The organism is Clostridium sp. KLE 1755 (assembly GCF_000466465.2).
GTDB classification, from domain to species: Bacteria; Bacillota; Clostridia; order Lachnospirales; family Lachnospiraceae; genus Eisenbergiella; species Eisenbergiella porci.
In genome coordinates, this window is record NZ_KE992709.1 from 1 (window position 1) to 16,129 (window position 16,129).

Below are 16,129 nucleotides of genomic sequence, written 5' to 3' on the forward strand. Positions count from 1 at the left end.
TTTCGAGAGCAGTTTTCCCAATTCCGTTCGGGCTGGTAACTGTTTTGGATAATTGTCTACAACAGTTCTAAATTTTTCTTCGGCAAGTGTATTATCGCCTAAATCCCGAGCCCAAATACCCCATTCTGTATAAAGTTTTGCCAAATCCAGGCTACCATCTATTTCTGGAGCAATTTTATTTAAAATGCTATTTAACGAAACATTATTTCTGAATGTATTTTGCTGAAATCTGGACCATAAATATCCTAAACACAATTTTGCCATTCCTGTATTCGAAAGATTTAAATTATTCTTTGTAATACGATTGTATATTTCATCCATATAATCTCTGTATTTAATCTGACCAACATTATATTTTTTCCCTTTTTGGAATTCTCGTTTATTTACCATATTTATCAAGAGCAATTCAATCTCATTTTCATCCATACATTGTAACAAATTCAGCATTAAAAAATTAATTGAAACTGTTTCCTTATGAAACAAAAAAAACAGTTCTGCAATAACATCATGTTTGGGTTGTAAAGTATCGTTATGAAAAATGACAGGCTCAATATGGCGTGCCATCAACCTTTCATTTAAGAGCCCTCTTAACTTCCTCTCTTTTAATTCAAAATATTTACAAAAAAGCGTAATTGTAATTGGTGTATTAAATATTTTTAACGCAGCAATGACCCCATATAACTCTTTCTGTGTGTATATTTCACCTTTTCCAAATTCACTCTCTATGAAACTTTCCCATTCTTCCCAATCCAATTTAATATCTCCAGGTTTTGACGCTCTTTTCTTTAATTCAAAGAGAGTTCGGTAAATTAGCTCAACCAAGCTAACAGTAGGTTTGCTGTATCTACTCAATACTGTTTGTACACTGCTTAGCCTGTCCTTTTCTTCTACAATTCCCTCCCCTACAAGAAACAGGGTACATTTTTCCAGTATCTTTTTTCTTCTTTCCTGTGTTTCTGGAAATGGATAAGATATGTAGTCTTTCAAAGCAAGTGTTGGCTCAGATTGTCCCAAACCTTGTAAAATAATCATTTGTGCATCATCAAACCAATACAATAAAAAGTCCTGATCAGGATCAGCAAGCAATGTGAGCCTATTTGCTCTCTCGGCCATAATAAGCTGTATCTTATCATTATTCGGCCACGTTTTTTGTAAATTTGAAAAAGAAGCTTTACCTTCATAAGGATTTTCAATACATAATAAAATCCGTTGCCCAACAGGTATCGACGCTATAAGATGATTGAAAAAAGCTGCTGCTTTCTGTTCTGTAATTATGTCCTTGTTTGATAAAGATAACCAGACCGCTACTCCTCCGGAGGAAGTCCATTGCACAGCTGCATGCATCATCAGACTTGTCTTTCCTAATCCGCCATTTCCAGCAATAATAACAGGATGGCCGCCTTCAACTAAATTTTCAACTTTTTTGATAATCTCCATATGAGGAATATTATGCTCCGCACTAACTACTTTAAACATTGTAACAAATCTATTATCCACCATATAGTAACGTTTGACATCTAAATCGGTGCATGAATTTTTTGCATCTACGATGCGCTTTGGAGAAATAACAAACGCTATATCACTGATGTTTTGTTGCTTTAATTGATTTGCTAAACCCGAAACTCCCTCTAGATTTTTCTGCAAAGAAATTAGTGTCTCTGATAATTTATCCAACTTATTCTGTGTCAGAATGTCATGCAGCCATTCCACAAAATCCGGATTTTCCATCCAAGCCTCCAACAGATATGCTAACATGATTTCTGCCTCTGCTTTACTTGCAATTTTTAAAGACACCATATCGGTAACGCTTGGAACAGTATCACGTTTTAGACACGACTCCCAATACCCAAGGATATGTTTTTCCAATGGCGTGCCTATCTCATCTTTCCTATATTGACGGTATTCACAATATGAATCATATGCCTCTTTTGATTTATTGCGTATAGCGGCAAACGTTTCCTTAATATGGGTGTCATCTTGATTTTTAAAATGATCATAAAGAGTTATAATAGACCCTGCAAACCCAATCTTAGTATTTAAACTACTTAAAATTTGTTCTAAAATAGTACCCATTGAAAATTCCTCCCAATAATATAACTCCAATTTGTCGCATTTAAATTTAAAAATATTATATCACTATATGTCATATTGTTGGTAATAAAAGGTTAAAATAAAACAAATCTCAGCAAAACTATTTACGATAGACACAAAGTTTTGTCGAATCCTGTCGTCACGAACTTAGTCATACAAGCACATACACGCCTCCGTTTGGAGCATTACCCGCAGTATAAAAAATCCGCATCCCCTTTTTTCAAAGGCAGATGCGGATTTTTATACCGGAATGAATTCCATGGAGTTCTTTCCGGTTAATACTTTACTTTCCCATAACTGAAACTATTTCCAGTTAACGATCTTTCCGAAGTCAGGCTTCAGAGCTGCGCCGCCTACCAGGCCGCCGTCAATATCAGGCTGAACGAACAGTTCCGGAGCGGTAGCTGCATTTACAGATCCGCCGTACTGGATGCGGATAGCTTCTGCAGTTGCTTCGTCATAGATTTCACCGATGCATACACGGATTGCAGCACAAACCTCCTGCGCCTGCTCTGTGGTTGCAGTCTTGCCGGTTCCGATTGCCCAGATAGGCTCGTAAGCGATAACGGCTGTCTTAGCCTGCTCCGCTGTTACGCCCAGGAATGCAATCTTAATCTGCTGACGAATCCAGTCGATAGTAATTCCCTGCTCTCTCTGAGTAAGGGACTCGCCGCAGCAGATAATAGGAGTAATGCCATGCTCAAAAGCTTTGAGAACCTTCTTATTAACGGTCTCATTCGTTTCTGCAAAATACTCTCTTCTTTCAGAATGTCCAATGATAACGTATTTAACGCCAACATCAGTAAGCATATCAGGAGCGATTTCTCCGGTGTAAGCACCTTTCTCCTCATAATACATATTTTCAGCACCGATTTCGATGTTGCTTCCCTTAGCAGCTTCAATAGCGGGGATGATATCAATTGCAGGCACACAGAATACTACGTCAGCATCTTCTGTTGCTACAAGAGGCTTTAAGGTATTGATTAATTCAACAGCCTGGCTGGGAGTCATGTTCATCTTCCAGTTTCCGGCGATGATTTTCTTTCTTGCCATGATTATGGTCTCCTTAATATAAAAGTGAATTTTATCGTTTGCGGGAGGCAGCTCGCAGGCTGTCTCCCCGCGTTAAATAATATTATTTGTCATTTGCTGCTGCAACTCCGGGAAGCTCTTTGCCTTCCAGGAATTCCAGGGAAGCGCCGCCGCCGGTGGAGATGTGGCTCATCTTGTCACCAAAGCCAAGCTGGTTAACAGCCGCTGCGGAATCGCCGCCGCCGATGATGGTGGTTGCATCAGTTTCAGCCAGAGCCTTTGCAACTGCAATGGTTCCTTTTGCAAGAACAGGGTTCTCAAATACGCCCATAGGTCCGTTCCAAACAACGGTCTTGGCGGATTTAACAGCGTCTGCATAAGCCTCTGCCGTCTTGGGTCCGATATCCAGTCCCATCATGTCGGCAGGGATTGCATCTGCAGCATAAACCTCAACTTCGATTTCTGCATCGATCGGGCTGGGGAAGGACTTTGCAACAACAGCATCTTCGGGAAGAAGCAGCTTCTTGCCAAGCTTCTCAGCCTTTTCCATCATTTCCTTGCAGTATTCAACTTTTTCATCATCCACTAAGGATGCGCCGATTTCATATCCTTTTGCTTTCAGGAAGGTAAATGCCATACCGCCGCCGATGATCAGGGTATCGCATTTTTCAAGCAGATTGGAGATAACATTCAGCTTATCTGCAACCTTTGCGCCGCCAAGAATAGCAACGAAAGGTCTTACGGGATTCTCTACGGCATTTCCAAGGAAGTCGATTTCCTTCTGCATCAGATAACCAACAACTGCGGTATCAACCAGCTGTGCCACACCAACGTTGGAGCAGTGTGCTCTGTGAGCGGTACCGAAAGCGTCGTTTACAAAAACGTCGCACAGGGAAGCCAGCTCTTTGGAGAAAGCTTCGCCGTTCTTAGTTTCTTCTGCTCTGTAACGGGTATTCTCAAGAAGGATAACGTCTCCGTCCTTCATAGCTTCTACTGCTGCTTTTGCATTAGGTCCAACCACTTCAGGATCTGCTGCAAATTTTACTTCCTGGCCAAGCAGCTCGGAAAGACGTGCTGCAACAGGTGCCAGAGACAGCTCCGGCTTGGGTTCTCCCTTAGGCTTTCCAAGATGGGAGCAAAGGATAACCTTTCCTCCGTCTGCGATCAGCTTTTTGATAGTAGGAAGCGCTGCAACCAGACGGTTTTCATCTGTGATTTTGCCTTCCTTCAGCGGTACGTTGAAGTCGCATCTGCAAAGGACGCGTTTTCCTTTTACGTTGATATCATCAACGGATTTCTTATTCAATGACATGGTAAAAACCTCCTTAAAAATGAAAGAAGGATCCGGCCCTCATCAGACCGGACCCTTTATGAGCCTATGCCTTTACACCAGCTGGATTAAATTATGCTTCCAGCAGCTTGCCAAAGTGTTTGATTGTACGAACCATCTGGCTTGTGTAAGAATTCTCATTGTCGTACCAGGAAACAACCTGTACTTCAGATGTATTCTCGTCAATAGGAAGAACCATGGTCTGAGTAGCATCAAACAGGGAACCATATCTCATACCGATGATATCGCTGGATACGATTTCGTCTGTGTTGTAGCCGAAGGATTCGTTTGCAGCAGCCTTCATAGCTTCGTTGATAGCTTCTTTTGTAGGCTGTCCTTTAACTACTGCTGTCAGGATTGTGGTAGATCCTGTAGGGGTAGGAACACGCTGAGCGGAACCGATCAGCTTGCCGTTCAGTTCAGGGATTACCAGGCCGATAGCCTTAGCAGCACCTGTGCTGTTGGGAACGATATTCACTGCTGCTGCACGGCTTCTTCTCTTGTCGCCCTTTCTCTGAGGACCATCCAGAGTCATCTGATCGCCTGTGTAAGCGTGGATTGTGCACATAATACCGCTCTGGATCGGGAAAGCGTCGTTAAGAGCTTTAGCCATGGGAGCCAGGCAGTTTGTTGTACAGGAAGCAGCGGAGATGATGTGATCATCTTTGCTCAGAGTTTCATGGTTTACATTGTAAACGATGGTAGGAAGATCGCTTCCGGCAGGTGCGGAAATGATAACGTGCTTAGCGCCGGCATCGATATGAGCCTGTGCTTTTGCTTTGGAGGTGTAGAATCCGGTACATTCCAGAACTACGTCTACTCCGATTTCTCCCCAAGGAAGCTCTGCAGCGTTAGCTTTTGCATAAATCTTGATTTCTTTTCCATCAACAGTGATGGAATCTTCGCTGAAAGATACCTTGTCTGCCAGAGCGTATCTGCCCTGTGTTGAATCATATTTCAGTAAGTGAGCCAGCATTTCGGGAGATGTTAAATCATTGATTGCTACGATTTCAAATCCTTCTGCTCCGAACATCTGTCTGAAAGCAAGACGTCCAATACGGCCAAAACCATTAATTGCTACTTTTACTGCCATTTTTAATTCCTCCTAAAAATGTTTTTTTATATTCTTTTATCAAGCACAGCAAATGGACCCACGTCCAGCGTAAGTCCTCACCTTGGACATTGCGGATTGGCATCCGGGCCTGTCCCAAAAGCTTGACAAAATTTTATCAGCACAATCATTTTACCTAATCTGCATAAAAATATCAAGACGTAATTAAAAAATTATTGGAAATCGCCCATTATTTTACAAAAAGTTTATAATTGGAGGGCTGGGGCTATCATAAAAATAAAAGGAAAGAGGTGGTTTGGAAATAGTTTGAGGAGGGTAATTTTCTTTGCGTTTTTTTGGGGGATAGGATATACTTTTTAGAAGGATTTCACTTTTTATATATAATAGTGGATTGTTTAATGATGATAAGAAAGGCGGTTTTTGTATGGCTATTCGGGCGGATTTTCATTTGCATTCTTCTTTTTCGGGGGATTCTAAGGCTCCTATGGGGGAGATGGTTGAGAGAGGGATTGCGTTGGGGCTTGGGCAAATGTGTTTTACGGAGCATATGGATTTTGATTTTCCGGTTTCGGAGGGGATTCCGAAGGGATTTTTTGAGGTGAATACGGATGCTTATCTGTATGAGCTGCTGCGGTGCAGGGCGGTTTATGGGGACAGGATTAAGCTTTGCTTTGGGGTGGAGCTGGGGCTGCAGGCTTATCTGGCCGAGGTGCAGGAGGGATATGTGAATTCTTTTCCTTTTGATTTTATTATTGGGTCTTCGCATTTGTGTAATGGGAAGGATCCGTATGATGCGGAGTTCTTTGCGGGGAGAAGTGAAGAGGCGGCTTACAGGGAGTACTTCGAATCCATAATTGACAATCTTGAGGTGTTTCATGATTTTGATATTTATGGGCATCTGGATTATGTGGTGCGGTATGGTCCGGATCAGGATAAGTTTTATACATATGAAAAGTATCGGGATTTGTTTGAGAGGATGCTGGAGCTGCTGTTGGAGAATGGGATTGGCGTGGAAGTCAATACCGGGGGGATCGGTTATGGGCTGAAGGAGCTTCATCCTTGCCGGGAGGTGCTGAAGCGTTATCGTGAGTTGGGCGGGGAAATTGTGACGGTCGGGTCGGATGCTCACAGGCCTGAGGATATTTGCAGGGAGTTTAAGAGGGCTGAGGAGTTTCTCAGGGACTGTGGTTTTTCTTATTATACGGTGTTTGATAAGCGTACTGCTTCTTTTATAAAGCTGTAGGCTGTCTTTTTCCGGCTCCTTATACGGTTTTGCAGGAGGGCTCCTCAGGTGGTCTTTTCCGGGGAGTTTTCTCCGGGGAACTTTTTTCGGGGAGGCTTCCTTTGGAGCCGGACAGACAGTGGTAATTTCCCGGAAGAGGCGTTTACATGCCGCAGAGGACGATGACCCGTTCCGGTGTTGTCTGTGCGGGTATGCTTCTGGTGGTCTGGCTGTATTGTACGGCCAGGGTATGGTTTCCCGGGTTTCCCATGAAGGTCTGGTTATTTGAGGTAACTACCTGGGTGGTGGGAGCCAGGTTGAGCTTGAGGCTCTGGTCGCTGCTCATGAGGAGGTTGTTGAAGTATCCCACAAATACATTCTGGCCTTCCTGGCGGGGCGCGATGACCGCCGCTTCATATTGGGGCGGGTAAATCGCAGGGACTGCTGTGTCGCCGCTGTAGAAAACGGTAACGGGCATGCTTTCATAAAGGGTGGTATAGTCTACCACGAAGGTTGAGGCGTTCATTAAAAAATTTACGGTATTTCCCGCTTCATTTTCTACGGTCACCATCTGGGTGCATCCGTCATATCGTCCCATCATTCCCGGTGCAATTTCCAGGTGGGTGACAACGCCTTCAAATACCATGTAGACAGGTCTCTGTCTCATTCTGTACGAATTAAAATCCATATCCAATTTTCTGTTTTCCTTTATGGCCTTTTTCTTATGTTTATGCGGTAAAGGGAAAGAAGTGCCTGTAGCATCCCATTTCCGGCCAAAACCGCCCTATCGGGCAGGGCGTCTGCTGCCGGGACAGGGAAGTTTGCTACATTCGCTTAAAACATTTCTTCAAATTCCCTTCATAATCCAGGCTTCCGTCCAGTCCGAAGGCTTTAAAAGCTGCATTTTTATCCCTTTTATTCGCCGGATGGTTCAGCTTTCTCCGGGCATTGCTACGGTAATAGGGTTCGTTGGAATGTGCATTGATGCATTCCTGCAGTGCATCCAAATCAAGGGAAAAACCAATGCCTTCATTCCTGTAGTCTTTGTGGCACCAATCCTCATCATCGTACGCTTCATATTCAAAAAGGGACAGTTCCCTGTATATCAGGCCGTATTGAAGGTATGCGATGTCTCTGTCCTGGTAGTTTATGCTTTTGCTGGTTGAGATTGGCGCATCATCCAGATCACGGTTCGTTACCTTTCTGTTTCCGATGATTTTATACTCGCCATAATAAATTCGGTTGTCCATGACGGACTGGGGCGGCAGGGAAAGTCCCCGTTCCAATTCATCGATATCTGCATTGATATTATCGCTGATTTTATGGTACACCTTTACAATAAGCGCCGGGCCCATCAGATTAGCCAGGCCGTAATTCTTATTTTGCTTAAATTCTTCTGTTTTCCTGCGTTTTGCGACATCGATTAAGATTTTCCCGAAGCCATACTGTCTTCTTCCGATTTTGAAGGTGAAAATATCGCCCTCTTTATATTTCTGATGTACTCTTTTCTCGTATTTAAAGCATTCCAAATCCTCAAGGTCATCTTGTGCAGTTTCATCTATCCAATTTTTCAGCCAGTTTTCCAAAACCGGGGCAGTGACATCGTTTTTGATATCTTCAAAATAGAAGGTCTTTTGTGTCGTATAATTTGCTATCGTTATATAGCTTCCTTCGCATGCAAAATATACGTTAACAGGCCTGAAGGACTGTGTGGCGGTAAAATTCAATTTCTTAGGCTTTCCTTTTGCAGTTTTGGGCAGGACCAGCTTTTTGTTTTCTGCAGTCTCTACATAGAGTTCACTTTCCCTGTATCTGAAATTTTCCTCCCGGCAGTCTGAAGTTATAATTTCCTTTTTAATAATATTCCCGTCAAAATAATATAGGGTGCCTTTGATATCCATCACTTCCCAATGCGCTTCCACAGGTTCCAGCCCCAGATACCTTCTTTGTTCATTAGTTAACATAAATTTGTTATCCACAAAGGTTCTCCTTCCCTTTCTATGCCACAGCGTGTACTAAGTTAAAATGAACGCTTCTTCGGCCTTTTTATCATTCTACTACAATTCCGGATCCATGGATATAGTGTATTCGCAGCACAAAACCTGACAGAGCTATCAACGGCAAAACGGCATAGTCTGCGCGACTATGCCGTTTTGTCTCTCTATTTTTTCCGCAGACTGCGGCCTGAACGGACAGCGCCAGGATAAACGCATCAGCGCAGGCGCTGTCCTTCCCGACGTCCGGGTCTGCAGCATCAAGCCGTCTTTCTTTTTACTCTATGGTTCCGCCGCCCAGTACATATTCGCCGTCATAGAAAACAACGGCCTGGCCCGGGGTTACGGCGCGGACCGGCTCTTCAAAGGTGCATTTGATTCGGTCCTCTCCTGTCTTTTCTATGAGGCAGAAGGTGCCGCTGTGGCCATAGCGTATTTTGGCTTTCACACGCATGGGCTGCTCCAGATCCGGGACGGACATGAAATTCAGGCCGCTGCAGGTGAGTGTGCGTGAAAAGACATCTTCATTTTCTCCGATGATAACTTCATTGGTTTCCGGGTTGATCCGCGTGACAAAGACCGGATGTCCCATGGAAAGGTTCAGGCCCTTTCTCTGGCCTACGGTATAGTGGGTGATGCCTTTATGTTTCCCAAGGATTTCTCCGGTAACGGATACGAAATTGCCGGGGCCGGGGACAGAGTCTGTGCATTCCCTTTCGATAAAAGCGGCATAATCGTGATCCGGTATAAAACAGATTTCCTGGCTGTCTTTTTTGTGCGCTACCGGCAGCCCCGCTTCCCGGGCTATCCTGCGGATCTCATCCTTAGGGTAGGCGCCTACAGGCATCAGGGTATGGGCAAGCTGCTTCTGGGTCAGGTTGTAAAGGGCGTAAGTCTGATCCTTTGCCGCCGTAACGGAATTGCGTATGGCGTATCTTTTGTTGGGAAGCTGTTCAATGCGGGCATAGTGGCCGGTTGCGATATAATCGGCTCCCAATCCCAGGCTTTTGGTGAGCAGGGATTCCCATTTCACATACCTGTTGCAGGCAATGCATGGGTTGGGGGTTCTGCCCTTCAGGTATTCCGCCGTAAAATAATCCATCACATATTTTCTGAATTCCTTCTTGAAATTCATAACATAGTAAGGAATATCCAGCTTTTCGGCAACCCTCCTGGCATCGTCCACAGCGCTCAGGCCACAGCAGCCTCCGTTTTCTTCCCTGGTTTCCTCCGCCTCATCCTGCCAGATCTGCATGGTGACGCCGATGACCTCATAACCCTGTTCTTTCAGCAAAAGGGCAGCCACGGAGGAATCCACGCCTCCGGACATGCCCACAACTACTTTTTTGCTCATATTTTAGTATTCTTCCTCTGCTTCTTCTTCTCCTTCGTGAATATCGGACTTGGGTTTTTCCAGTCCTTCAATGGTAATGCCGTGCTTCTGGGCATAATCCCAGAGCGCCGCATGGATGGCCTCCTCTGCGAGCAGGGAGCAGTGTACCTTTACGGGCGGAAGGCCGTCCAGCGCCTCCATAACCGCCTTATTGGTCACTTCCATGGCTTCCTGGATGCTCTTGCCCTTTACCAGCTCGGTTGCCATGCTGCTGGTGGCAACAGCCGCGCCGCAACCAAAGGTTTTGAATTTAACGTCGCGGATAATGCCTTCCTCGTCAATATCCAGATAAATTCTCATGATGTCGCCGCATTTGGCGTTTCCTACGGTGCCAACGCCGCTTGCGTTCTCTATTTCCCCCACATTACGGGGATGTTCAAAATGATCCATTACTTTTTCGCTGTACATATCGTTATCCTTTCCGTTTCCTGATTGATTTCCTTATTTCTGTTTTTTTACAAAATCCTCGTACAGAGGAGACATATTTCTGAGTTTGGTTACGATTTCCTTAATTGCGGCCACCGTTGTGTCCATTTCTTCCTTCGTATTTTCTTCATTCAATGTCAGACGCAGGGAACCATGCGCGATTTCATGAGGAAGGCCGATGGCAAGAAGGACATGGGAGGGATCCAGGGAGCCCGAGGTACAGGCAGAACCGCTGGAAGCGCAGATGCCTTTCATATCAAGCATGATAAGAAGGGATTCCCCTTCCACAAAACGGAAGCTGAAATTCACGTTGTTTGGAAGCCTTCTGTTACGATCTCCGTTCAGGCGGCAGTAAGGGATTTCCTTTTCAATCTGCTCTATCAGATAGTCTCTCAGTTCGGTTTCCTTTGCCCTTTTCTCTTCCAGAATGGAAAATGCCCGTTTGGCAGCGGCACCCATGCCTACAATGCCCGGAACGTTCTCCGTGCCGGCCCTTCTGCCACGCTCCTGCTGCCCGCCGTGGATAAAGGAACGGATCTTGATTCCTTTCCTGATATAAAGGAAGCCGATTCCCTTCGGTCCGTTCAGCTTGTGCCCGCTGGCGCTGAGCATATCGATATGGCATTCATCCACATTGATCGGCAGCTGGCCATAAGCCTGTACTGCGTCCGTATGGAACAGGACATTGTGTCTGGACGCGATTTCACCGATTTCCTTAATGGGCTGGACTGTGCCGATTTCATTATTGGCAAACATGATGGAAATCAGGATAGTGTCCGGCCGGATGGCTTTTTCCAGCTCGTCCAGCTTTACTATACCATTTTCGTCCACATTTACATAAGTAATTTCACAGCCCTTCTTCTCCAGATATTCACAGGTATGGAGAATGGCGTGATGCTCTATTTTGGAGGTGATGATATGCTTTCCTTTGGATGCATAGGCCTCCGCAGCAGCTTTCAGCGCCCAGTTGTCCGCTTCAGAGCCTCCGGCTGTGAAATAAATCTCATTGCTGGCAGCGCCCAGGGAACCGGCTATGATATCCTTCGCCTCGCTCACGGCCTTCTTGCTCTCCGTGCCCAGGGAATAAATGCTGCTGGGGTTCCCGTAGTTCTCCGTGAACCAGGGAAGCATGGCCTGTACCACCTCAGGCGCGGTTTTCGTGGTTGCCGCATTATCCAGATAAATCAGTTTATTCATTATTCTACTCTCCTGTCTGCATGAAATGCATGCTTTTTCTATATGGAGACGGTTTTGGGGGAATATCAATTCCTACTAAACCGCTTCGTTTTCTATGGTTAATATAACACCGCCTCTGCGTTCTGTCAACAGGCTCCTCTGCATATATTTACCAAAAGAGCCATTGCGGTCACTGTTTACAGTCACTGTCCGCGCAAAGATTGGAGCAGTATGCGCATTAAGAAAAACACCCTGATCACCGGAACGATCATTCTTACAGTCACAGGCCTTGCCAGCCGTCTCATCGGTTTCTTTTACCGCATCTTTCTTTCCCGGCTGTTCGGCGAAGAAAATATGGGGATTTATCAGCTGATCGGGCCGGTCATGGCTCTCGTTTTTTCCCTGTCCGCGGCCGGGCTGCAGAACGCCATTTCCAAGTTCGTGGCAGGTGAAACAGCTACCCATGATTATAAAGCATCTTTGCGCATTTTGCTAGTAGGATTTACATTCTCGCTCACTTTATCCACCTGCTGCCTCATTGGCGTTTATAATTTTTCAGATTTTATTGCTTCTTATCTGCTGTTTGAACCCAGATGCGCGCCGCTTCTGCGTATTGCAGCGCTGTCTTTCCCGTTTGCCTCCGTCCATTCCTGCATCAACGGCTATTTTTACGGTGTCAGGAAAACCGGCGTCCCTGCGGCAACCCAGCTTACCGAACAGCTCTTCCGGGTGGGAAGCGTCTTCCTTATCGCTTCCATGTGCATAAAGGAGGGAAAGGAGCCTACCATCGCGGTTGCCGCAGCCGGTCTCGCCATTGGAGAGCTTTCCTCCATGCTTCTTGCCCTTCCCGCAGCATACCTTCATTTTGTAAAAAAAGCATACCCCGGCGGAAGGCCGCCCTCCGGCACGCTGCACCGGAAAACCACAGGCTCCGGCCCGGCCCGGCTCGTTCAGGCTTACGGCAGGCTGAGCCGTCAGATTCTTGGTTTTGCTGCGCCATTAAGCGCCAACCGGCTGTGCCTGAATGTCCTCCAGGCCATTGAAGCCGCCTGTATTCCGGCAAAGCTGCAGGTTTACGGCCATTCAGTCAGTGATTCCCTGAGTGTTTACGGCGTATTGACGGGAATGGCCCTGCCGCTTATTTTTTTCCCGGGCACACTGACCAACTCTGTTTCCGTACTGCTCATGCCCGCCATATCCGAGGCCGATGCCACAAATAACCAGAAGGTCATCCGCAAAGCCGTCCGCAAATGCCTGGGATACTGCCTTCTGCTGGGCTGTATCTGCCTTGTGTGTTTTCTGACGTTCGGCCCCACGGTGGGAAGGATGCTGTACAACAGTGAAATGGCCGGCCATTTTATTATGATCCTCAGCTTTATGTGCCCTTTTCTGTACCTGAACACCACCCTGACCAGCATTCTCCACGGCCTTGGCAAAACCGGCTATTCCTTTTTCCTCAGCCTGACCAGCATTCTGCTGCGTCTGCTTTTTGTTTTCCAGGCCATACCTGTCTATGGAATCAGGGGATATCTGGCCGGTATGCTGCTAAGCCAGCTTTACACCACGCTCTGCTGCCTGATCCCTCTGCGCAAATATCTGCTGCCGGGCTGAACAGACCGATGCCGGCTGGCGGACACAGAGGCGCGGCCACAGGGCGGCGATGGCAGGAGCCCAAACGGGGGGTGAACAGTAACACATCTGCGCAGACCTGCCTGAAAGCTTCCCCGGAAAACTTGCACATTACGTTTTTCTATATTATAATGTACGCGGACAGTTGCATCCGATACCGCCTGCGGCGGAGACTGCCTGTCCGTGAAGGAGGCTGCCCGAAGGCCGGATGGTTTTCGTTTATCCGGACGACGCGTTTTCATTTCCGGCAGTGATATCGTTCTGACGGCGGAGCAATAACTGCCGGCGGACGGTTTTATTTTTACAGAGGAGATTATGTATCATGAGTTTTGAATTTATAAGGAAATTACCCACCCCTGATGAAATCAGGAAAGAATATCCCATGCCGGAAAGGCTGGTCAGGCTGAAGGAAGAACGGGATCAGGAAATAAGGGATGTCATTACCGGAAAAAGCAATAAATTTCTTGTGATTATCGGCCCCTGCTCCGCAGACAATGAAGACGCTGTCTGTGATTACATAGCAAGACTTGCAAAGGTAAATGAAAAGGTAAAGGACAAGCTAATCCTGATTCCCCGGATTTACACCAACAAACCCCGCACCACCGGCGAAGGCTATAAGGGAATCGTGCACCAGCCTGATCCGGAGAAAAAGCCCGACTTCCTGCAGGGACTCATCGCCATGCGGAAAATGCACATTCGCGCCATCGATGAATCCGGCCTTACCGCTGCAGATGAAATGCTTTATCCTGAAAACTGGCGTTATCTTTCCGATATTCTCTCTTATGTGGCTATCGGCGCGCGCTCCGTGGAGGATCAGCAGCACCGCCTTACCGTCAGCGGCTTTGACGTCCCCGCAGGTATGAAAAACCCTACCAGCGGCGATTTCTCCGTGATGCTCAATTCCGTATATGCGGCGCAGCATCCCCATTCCTTCATCTACCGGGGCTGGGAGGTCAACACCACAGGCAATGAGCTTGCGCATACCGTACTGCGTGGCGCCACCAACAAACACGGCCGTAATATTCCCAACTACCATTATGAGGATCTGAATACGCTTCTCACCCTCTATAATGAACGGGATCTGAAGAATCCCGCCTGCATCATTGATGCCAACCACAGCAATTCCGACAAAAAGCATGAACAGCAGATACGTATCGTCAAGGAGGTCATGCACAGCCGCAAGCTGAACAGAGACATCCATTCTCTTGTAAAAGGCGTTATGGTGGAAAGCTACATCGAGGAGGGCTGCCAGAAGGTCGGCGGCGGGGTATATGGCAAATCCATCACCGATCCCTGCCTGTCCTGGGAGGACTCCGAAAGACTGATTTATGATATTGCCGAATACGAATAGAATAGAAGCAAAAAACAGGAAATAAAAAACAGGAAATCCCGGAGAAACGGCAGTCTCTCCGGGATTTCAGCGTCTGAATACGGCAGTTATGGTCAGATACTTATCATAAGCATCCGACGCATACAGCAGGCCGAATACATCGGCATTCCTGTCAATATTGTTTTTCCTTGCCACATGGGCGGGGATTTCCAGAACCATATTTACACCGATGATATCTGACAGTTCCCCTTCTGACAGTTCTTTCTGCAGCGCTTCCTGCGATACCCTGATTACTGCGCTGTCCCTGGCCGGGCTGCCCTCCAGCCCGATGGTAAGATATCCTGTCCCGTCTTTCTGCTCATACCCTTCCGCCGTGCAGCCCATGCTCACAAAGGAAGAAAAACCGCTTAAATGATACAGGATAACCGTCATCACAATAACGACCAGGACCGCTGCAGAGAAAATGGCCGCCAGTACTTTTCTATTCATGCTTTTCCTCCTTCTCCTGCTCCTTCGCTTTAAAACCCGGCGCAATCAGCAGCTTTGCCGCAATCAAATACCCCGCTGCAAGCAACGGGACAAACTTGCAGCACTGCAGAGCAGCGGGGTATTTGACCCTCGCGGCAGTCGCCAAATATCCATGCAAGCATGGCTACTTGGCTCGTTGCTCGCGGGAATAAAGAAAATAATGCCTTTCTGTTTCCATTTTAACACATATTTCCATTGGATTCATCTTTTTATCCTTCCCAGTCTTCGGAAATTCTCAGTCCTGCCGTATCCACCACCGGCAGGGAAAACAGGATTGATTTTGCCTTGCTTTCCAGCCCTGCTTTTTCCATAATGGCCTTCATGATTTCCTTTTTCTTTTCAGTCCTGGTTACAATGAAAGTCATTTCCTTTTCCGATGCCAGGGAAACGCCGAGAAACTTCTCCGCCCTCTCCATTCCGGTTCCCTTGGCATGAATGACGGTTCCGCCGCCTGCCCCCGCTTCCCTGGCGGCATCTGTCACCAGATTCGTATACCCGAAATCGGAAACCACCACAATCAGTTCATATTCCGTATCCTTCAATGATGTCTCCTCCTCTTTTTCAAATTCCTGTCCTGCCAGCATAAGCTGAAGCGCCTTTTTCCCTCCGATGCTGCTCACGGGAACGAGAAAGGAAATTCCCATTCCCGGAACATCTATGCCCAGCTTGTGCTCCATCCCTCTCTTTACCCGCTTCCACACATCTCCTGTCACCATGGAAAAAAGCACTATTTTTTCACTTCCCTCCAGTCCGAGGCAGTCCAGTATTTCATTACCGGCCGTCCCCTTGCCCAGAGCCACCATCATAACAGGAAGGTTCTCCGTCCGATTCAGCGCGGCGAACTGCTCGCCCTGGCCCCGCCCTGTAATCGTAACCATTAAATACACTTTACTCATATACGTTTCT

The 16,129-nt window shown here is 46.6% G+C and carries 14 protein-coding genes; 3 read left to right on the forward strand and 11 right to left on the reverse strand.

All coding sequences use genetic code 11. The annotated features are described in order from the left end of the window. From HMPREF1548_RS12990 to gap, 4 genes are all read right to left on the reverse strand, one after another. A partial coding sequence (locus HMPREF1548_RS12990; RefSeq protein ID WP_021636645.1) for a hypothetical protein occupies positions 1 to 2,073 on the reverse strand: 2,073 nt, incomplete at its 3' end. 321 nt (positions 2,074 to 2,394) lie between these two features. Continuing rightward, positions 2,395 to 3,144 (reverse strand): triose-phosphate isomerase, encoded by a 750-nt coding sequence (tpiA, locus tag HMPREF1548_RS12995; protein WP_021636646.1) that lies wholly within the window; start codon positions 3,142 to 3,144, stop codon positions 2,395 to 2,397. An 82-nt stretch (positions 3,145 to 3,226) separates the two neighbouring features. Next, positions 3,227 to 4,435, reverse strand: coding sequence for a phosphoglycerate kinase (locus HMPREF1548_RS13000; RefSeq protein WP_021636647.1), 1,209 nt, complete (start codon positions 4,433 to 4,435; stop codon positions 3,227 to 3,229). 91 nt (positions 4,436 to 4,526) lie between these two features. Further along, positions 4,527 to 5,546 carry a type I glyceraldehyde-3-phosphate dehydrogenase gene (gap, locus tag HMPREF1548_RS13005; RefSeq protein WP_021636648.1) on the reverse strand — a complete coding sequence of 340 codons (1,020 nt, stop codon included), beginning with the start codon at positions 5,544 to 5,546 and terminating at the stop codon, positions 4,527 to 4,529. A 403-nt stretch (positions 5,547 to 5,949) separates the two neighbouring features. On the opposite strand from gap, the gene HMPREF1548_RS13010 reads away from it, so the two are divergent. Continuing rightward, positions 5,950 to 6,768: a histidinol-phosphatase HisJ family protein gene (locus HMPREF1548_RS13010; protein ID WP_021636650.1), complete on the forward strand. Its 819-nt coding sequence runs from the start codon at positions 5,950 to 5,952 to the stop codon at positions 6,766 to 6,768. 142 nt (positions 6,769 to 6,910) lie between these two features. Here the strand turns inward: HMPREF1548_RS13010 and HMPREF1548_RS13015 are convergent, their stop codons facing one another. The 5 genes from HMPREF1548_RS13015 to nifS all read right to left on the reverse strand — a co-directional run bounded on the left by HMPREF1548_RS13015 (position 6,911) and on the right by nifS (position 11,757). Continuing rightward, the gene (locus tag HMPREF1548_RS13015; protein ID WP_021636651.1) at positions 6,911 to 7,435 is read right to left on the reverse strand and encodes a hypothetical protein; all 525 of its coding nucleotides are present in this window, start codon (positions 7,433 to 7,435) and stop codon (positions 6,911 to 6,913) included. 136 nt (positions 7,436 to 7,571) lie between these two features. Then, the gene (locus HMPREF1548_RS13020) at positions 7,572 to 8,726 is read right to left on the reverse strand and encodes an immunity 26/phosphotriesterase HocA family protein (RefSeq protein ID WP_035322018.1); all 1,155 of its coding nucleotides are present in this window, start codon (positions 8,724 to 8,726) and stop codon (positions 7,572 to 7,574) included. Between the two features lie 292 nt (positions 8,727 to 9,018). Next, on the reverse strand, positions 9,019 to 10,095 hold the full coding sequence (gene mnmA, locus HMPREF1548_RS13025; RefSeq protein WP_021636654.1) for a tRNA 2-thiouridine(34) synthase MnmA: 1,077 nt from the start codon (positions 10,093 to 10,095) through the stop codon (positions 9,019 to 9,021). Between the two features lie 3 nt (positions 10,096 to 10,098). After that, on the reverse strand, positions 10,099 to 10,542 hold the full coding sequence (nifU, locus tag HMPREF1548_RS13030) for a Fe-S cluster assembly scaffold protein NifU (protein WP_021636655.1): 444 nt from the start codon (positions 10,540 to 10,542) through the stop codon (positions 10,099 to 10,101). A 33-nt stretch (positions 10,543 to 10,575) separates the two neighbouring features. Next, positions 10,576 to 11,757 carry a cysteine desulfurase NifS gene (gene nifS / locus HMPREF1548_RS13035; RefSeq protein ID WP_021636656.1) on the reverse strand — a complete coding sequence of 394 codons (1,182 nt, stop codon included), beginning with the start codon at positions 11,755 to 11,757 and terminating at the stop codon, positions 10,576 to 10,578. A 210-nt stretch (positions 11,758 to 11,967) separates the two neighbouring features. Between nifS and HMPREF1548_RS13040 the strand changes: the two genes are divergently transcribed. Then, positions 11,968 to 13,347, forward strand: a complete 1,380-nt coding sequence (locus HMPREF1548_RS13040) for a putative polysaccharide biosynthesis protein (protein ID WP_021636657.1) — start codon at positions 11,968 to 11,970, stop codon at positions 13,345 to 13,347. 340 nt (positions 13,348 to 13,687) lie between these two features. After that, positions 13,688 to 14,716 carry a 3-deoxy-7-phosphoheptulonate synthase gene (locus tag HMPREF1548_RS13050; RefSeq protein WP_021636659.1) on the forward strand — a complete coding sequence of 343 codons (1,029 nt, stop codon included), beginning with the start codon at positions 13,688 to 13,690 and terminating at the stop codon, positions 14,714 to 14,716. Positions 14,717 to 14,782: 66 nt separating this feature from the next. On the opposite strand, the gene HMPREF1548_RS13055 is transcribed toward HMPREF1548_RS13050, so the two are convergent. Next, positions 14,783 to 15,184 carry a hypothetical protein gene (locus tag HMPREF1548_RS13055; protein WP_021636660.1) on the reverse strand — a complete coding sequence of 134 codons (402 nt, stop codon included), beginning with the start codon at positions 15,182 to 15,184 and terminating at the stop codon, positions 14,783 to 14,785. A 248-nt stretch (positions 15,185 to 15,432) separates the two neighbouring features. After that, positions 15,433 to 16,119 (reverse strand): P-II family nitrogen regulator, encoded by a 687-nt coding sequence (locus tag HMPREF1548_RS13060; protein WP_021636662.1) that lies wholly within the window; start codon positions 16,117 to 16,119, stop codon positions 15,433 to 15,435. Positions 16,120 to 16,129: the final 10 nt, after the last annotated feature.

What these genes read in the sequence shown, in the direction of transcription:
- tpiA (WP_021636646.1), bottom strand. Translation starts at nt 3,144, where the DNA reads ATGGCAAGAAAGAAAATCATCGCCGGAAACTGGAAGATGAACATGACT.
- HMPREF1548_RS13000 (WP_021636647.1), bottom strand. Translation starts at nt 4,435, where the DNA reads ATGTCATTGAATAAGAAATCCGTTGATGATATCAACGTAAAAGGAAAA.
- gap (WP_021636648.1), bottom strand. Translation starts at nt 5,546, where the DNA reads ATGGCAGTAAAAGTAGCAATTAATGGTTTTGGCCGTATTGGACGTCTT.
- HMPREF1548_RS13010 (WP_021636650.1), top strand. Translation starts at nt 5,950, where the DNA reads ATGGCTATTCGGGCGGATTTTCATTTGCATTCTTCTTTTTCGGGGGAT.
- HMPREF1548_RS13015 (WP_021636651.1), bottom strand. Translation starts at nt 7,435, where the DNA reads ATGGATTTTAATTCGTACAGAATGAGACAGAGACCTGTCTACATGGTA.
- mnmA (WP_021636654.1), bottom strand. Translation starts at nt 10,095, where the DNA reads ATGAGCAAAAAAGTAGTTGTGGGCATGTCCGGAGGCGTGGATTCCTCC.
- nifU (WP_021636655.1), bottom strand. Translation starts at nt 10,542, where the DNA reads ATGTACAGCGAAAAAGTAATGGATCATTTTGAACATCCCCGTAATGTG.
- nifS (WP_021636656.1), bottom strand. Translation starts at nt 11,757, where the DNA reads ATGAATAAACTGATTTATCTGGATAATGCGGCAACCACGAAAACCGCG.
- HMPREF1548_RS13040 (WP_021636657.1), top strand. Translation starts at nt 11,968, where the DNA reads ATGCGCATTAAGAAAAACACCCTGATCACCGGAACGATCATTCTTACA.
- HMPREF1548_RS13050 (WP_021636659.1), top strand. Translation starts at nt 13,688, where the DNA reads ATGAGTTTTGAATTTATAAGGAAATTACCCACCCCTGATGAAATCAGG.
- HMPREF1548_RS13055 (WP_021636660.1), bottom strand. Translation starts at nt 15,184, where the DNA reads ATGAATAGAAAAGTACTGGCGGCCATTTTCTCTGCAGCGGTCCTGGTC.
- HMPREF1548_RS13060 (WP_021636662.1), bottom strand. Translation starts at nt 16,119, where the DNA reads ATGAGTAAAGTGTATTTAATGGTTACGATTACAGGGCGGGGCCAGGGC.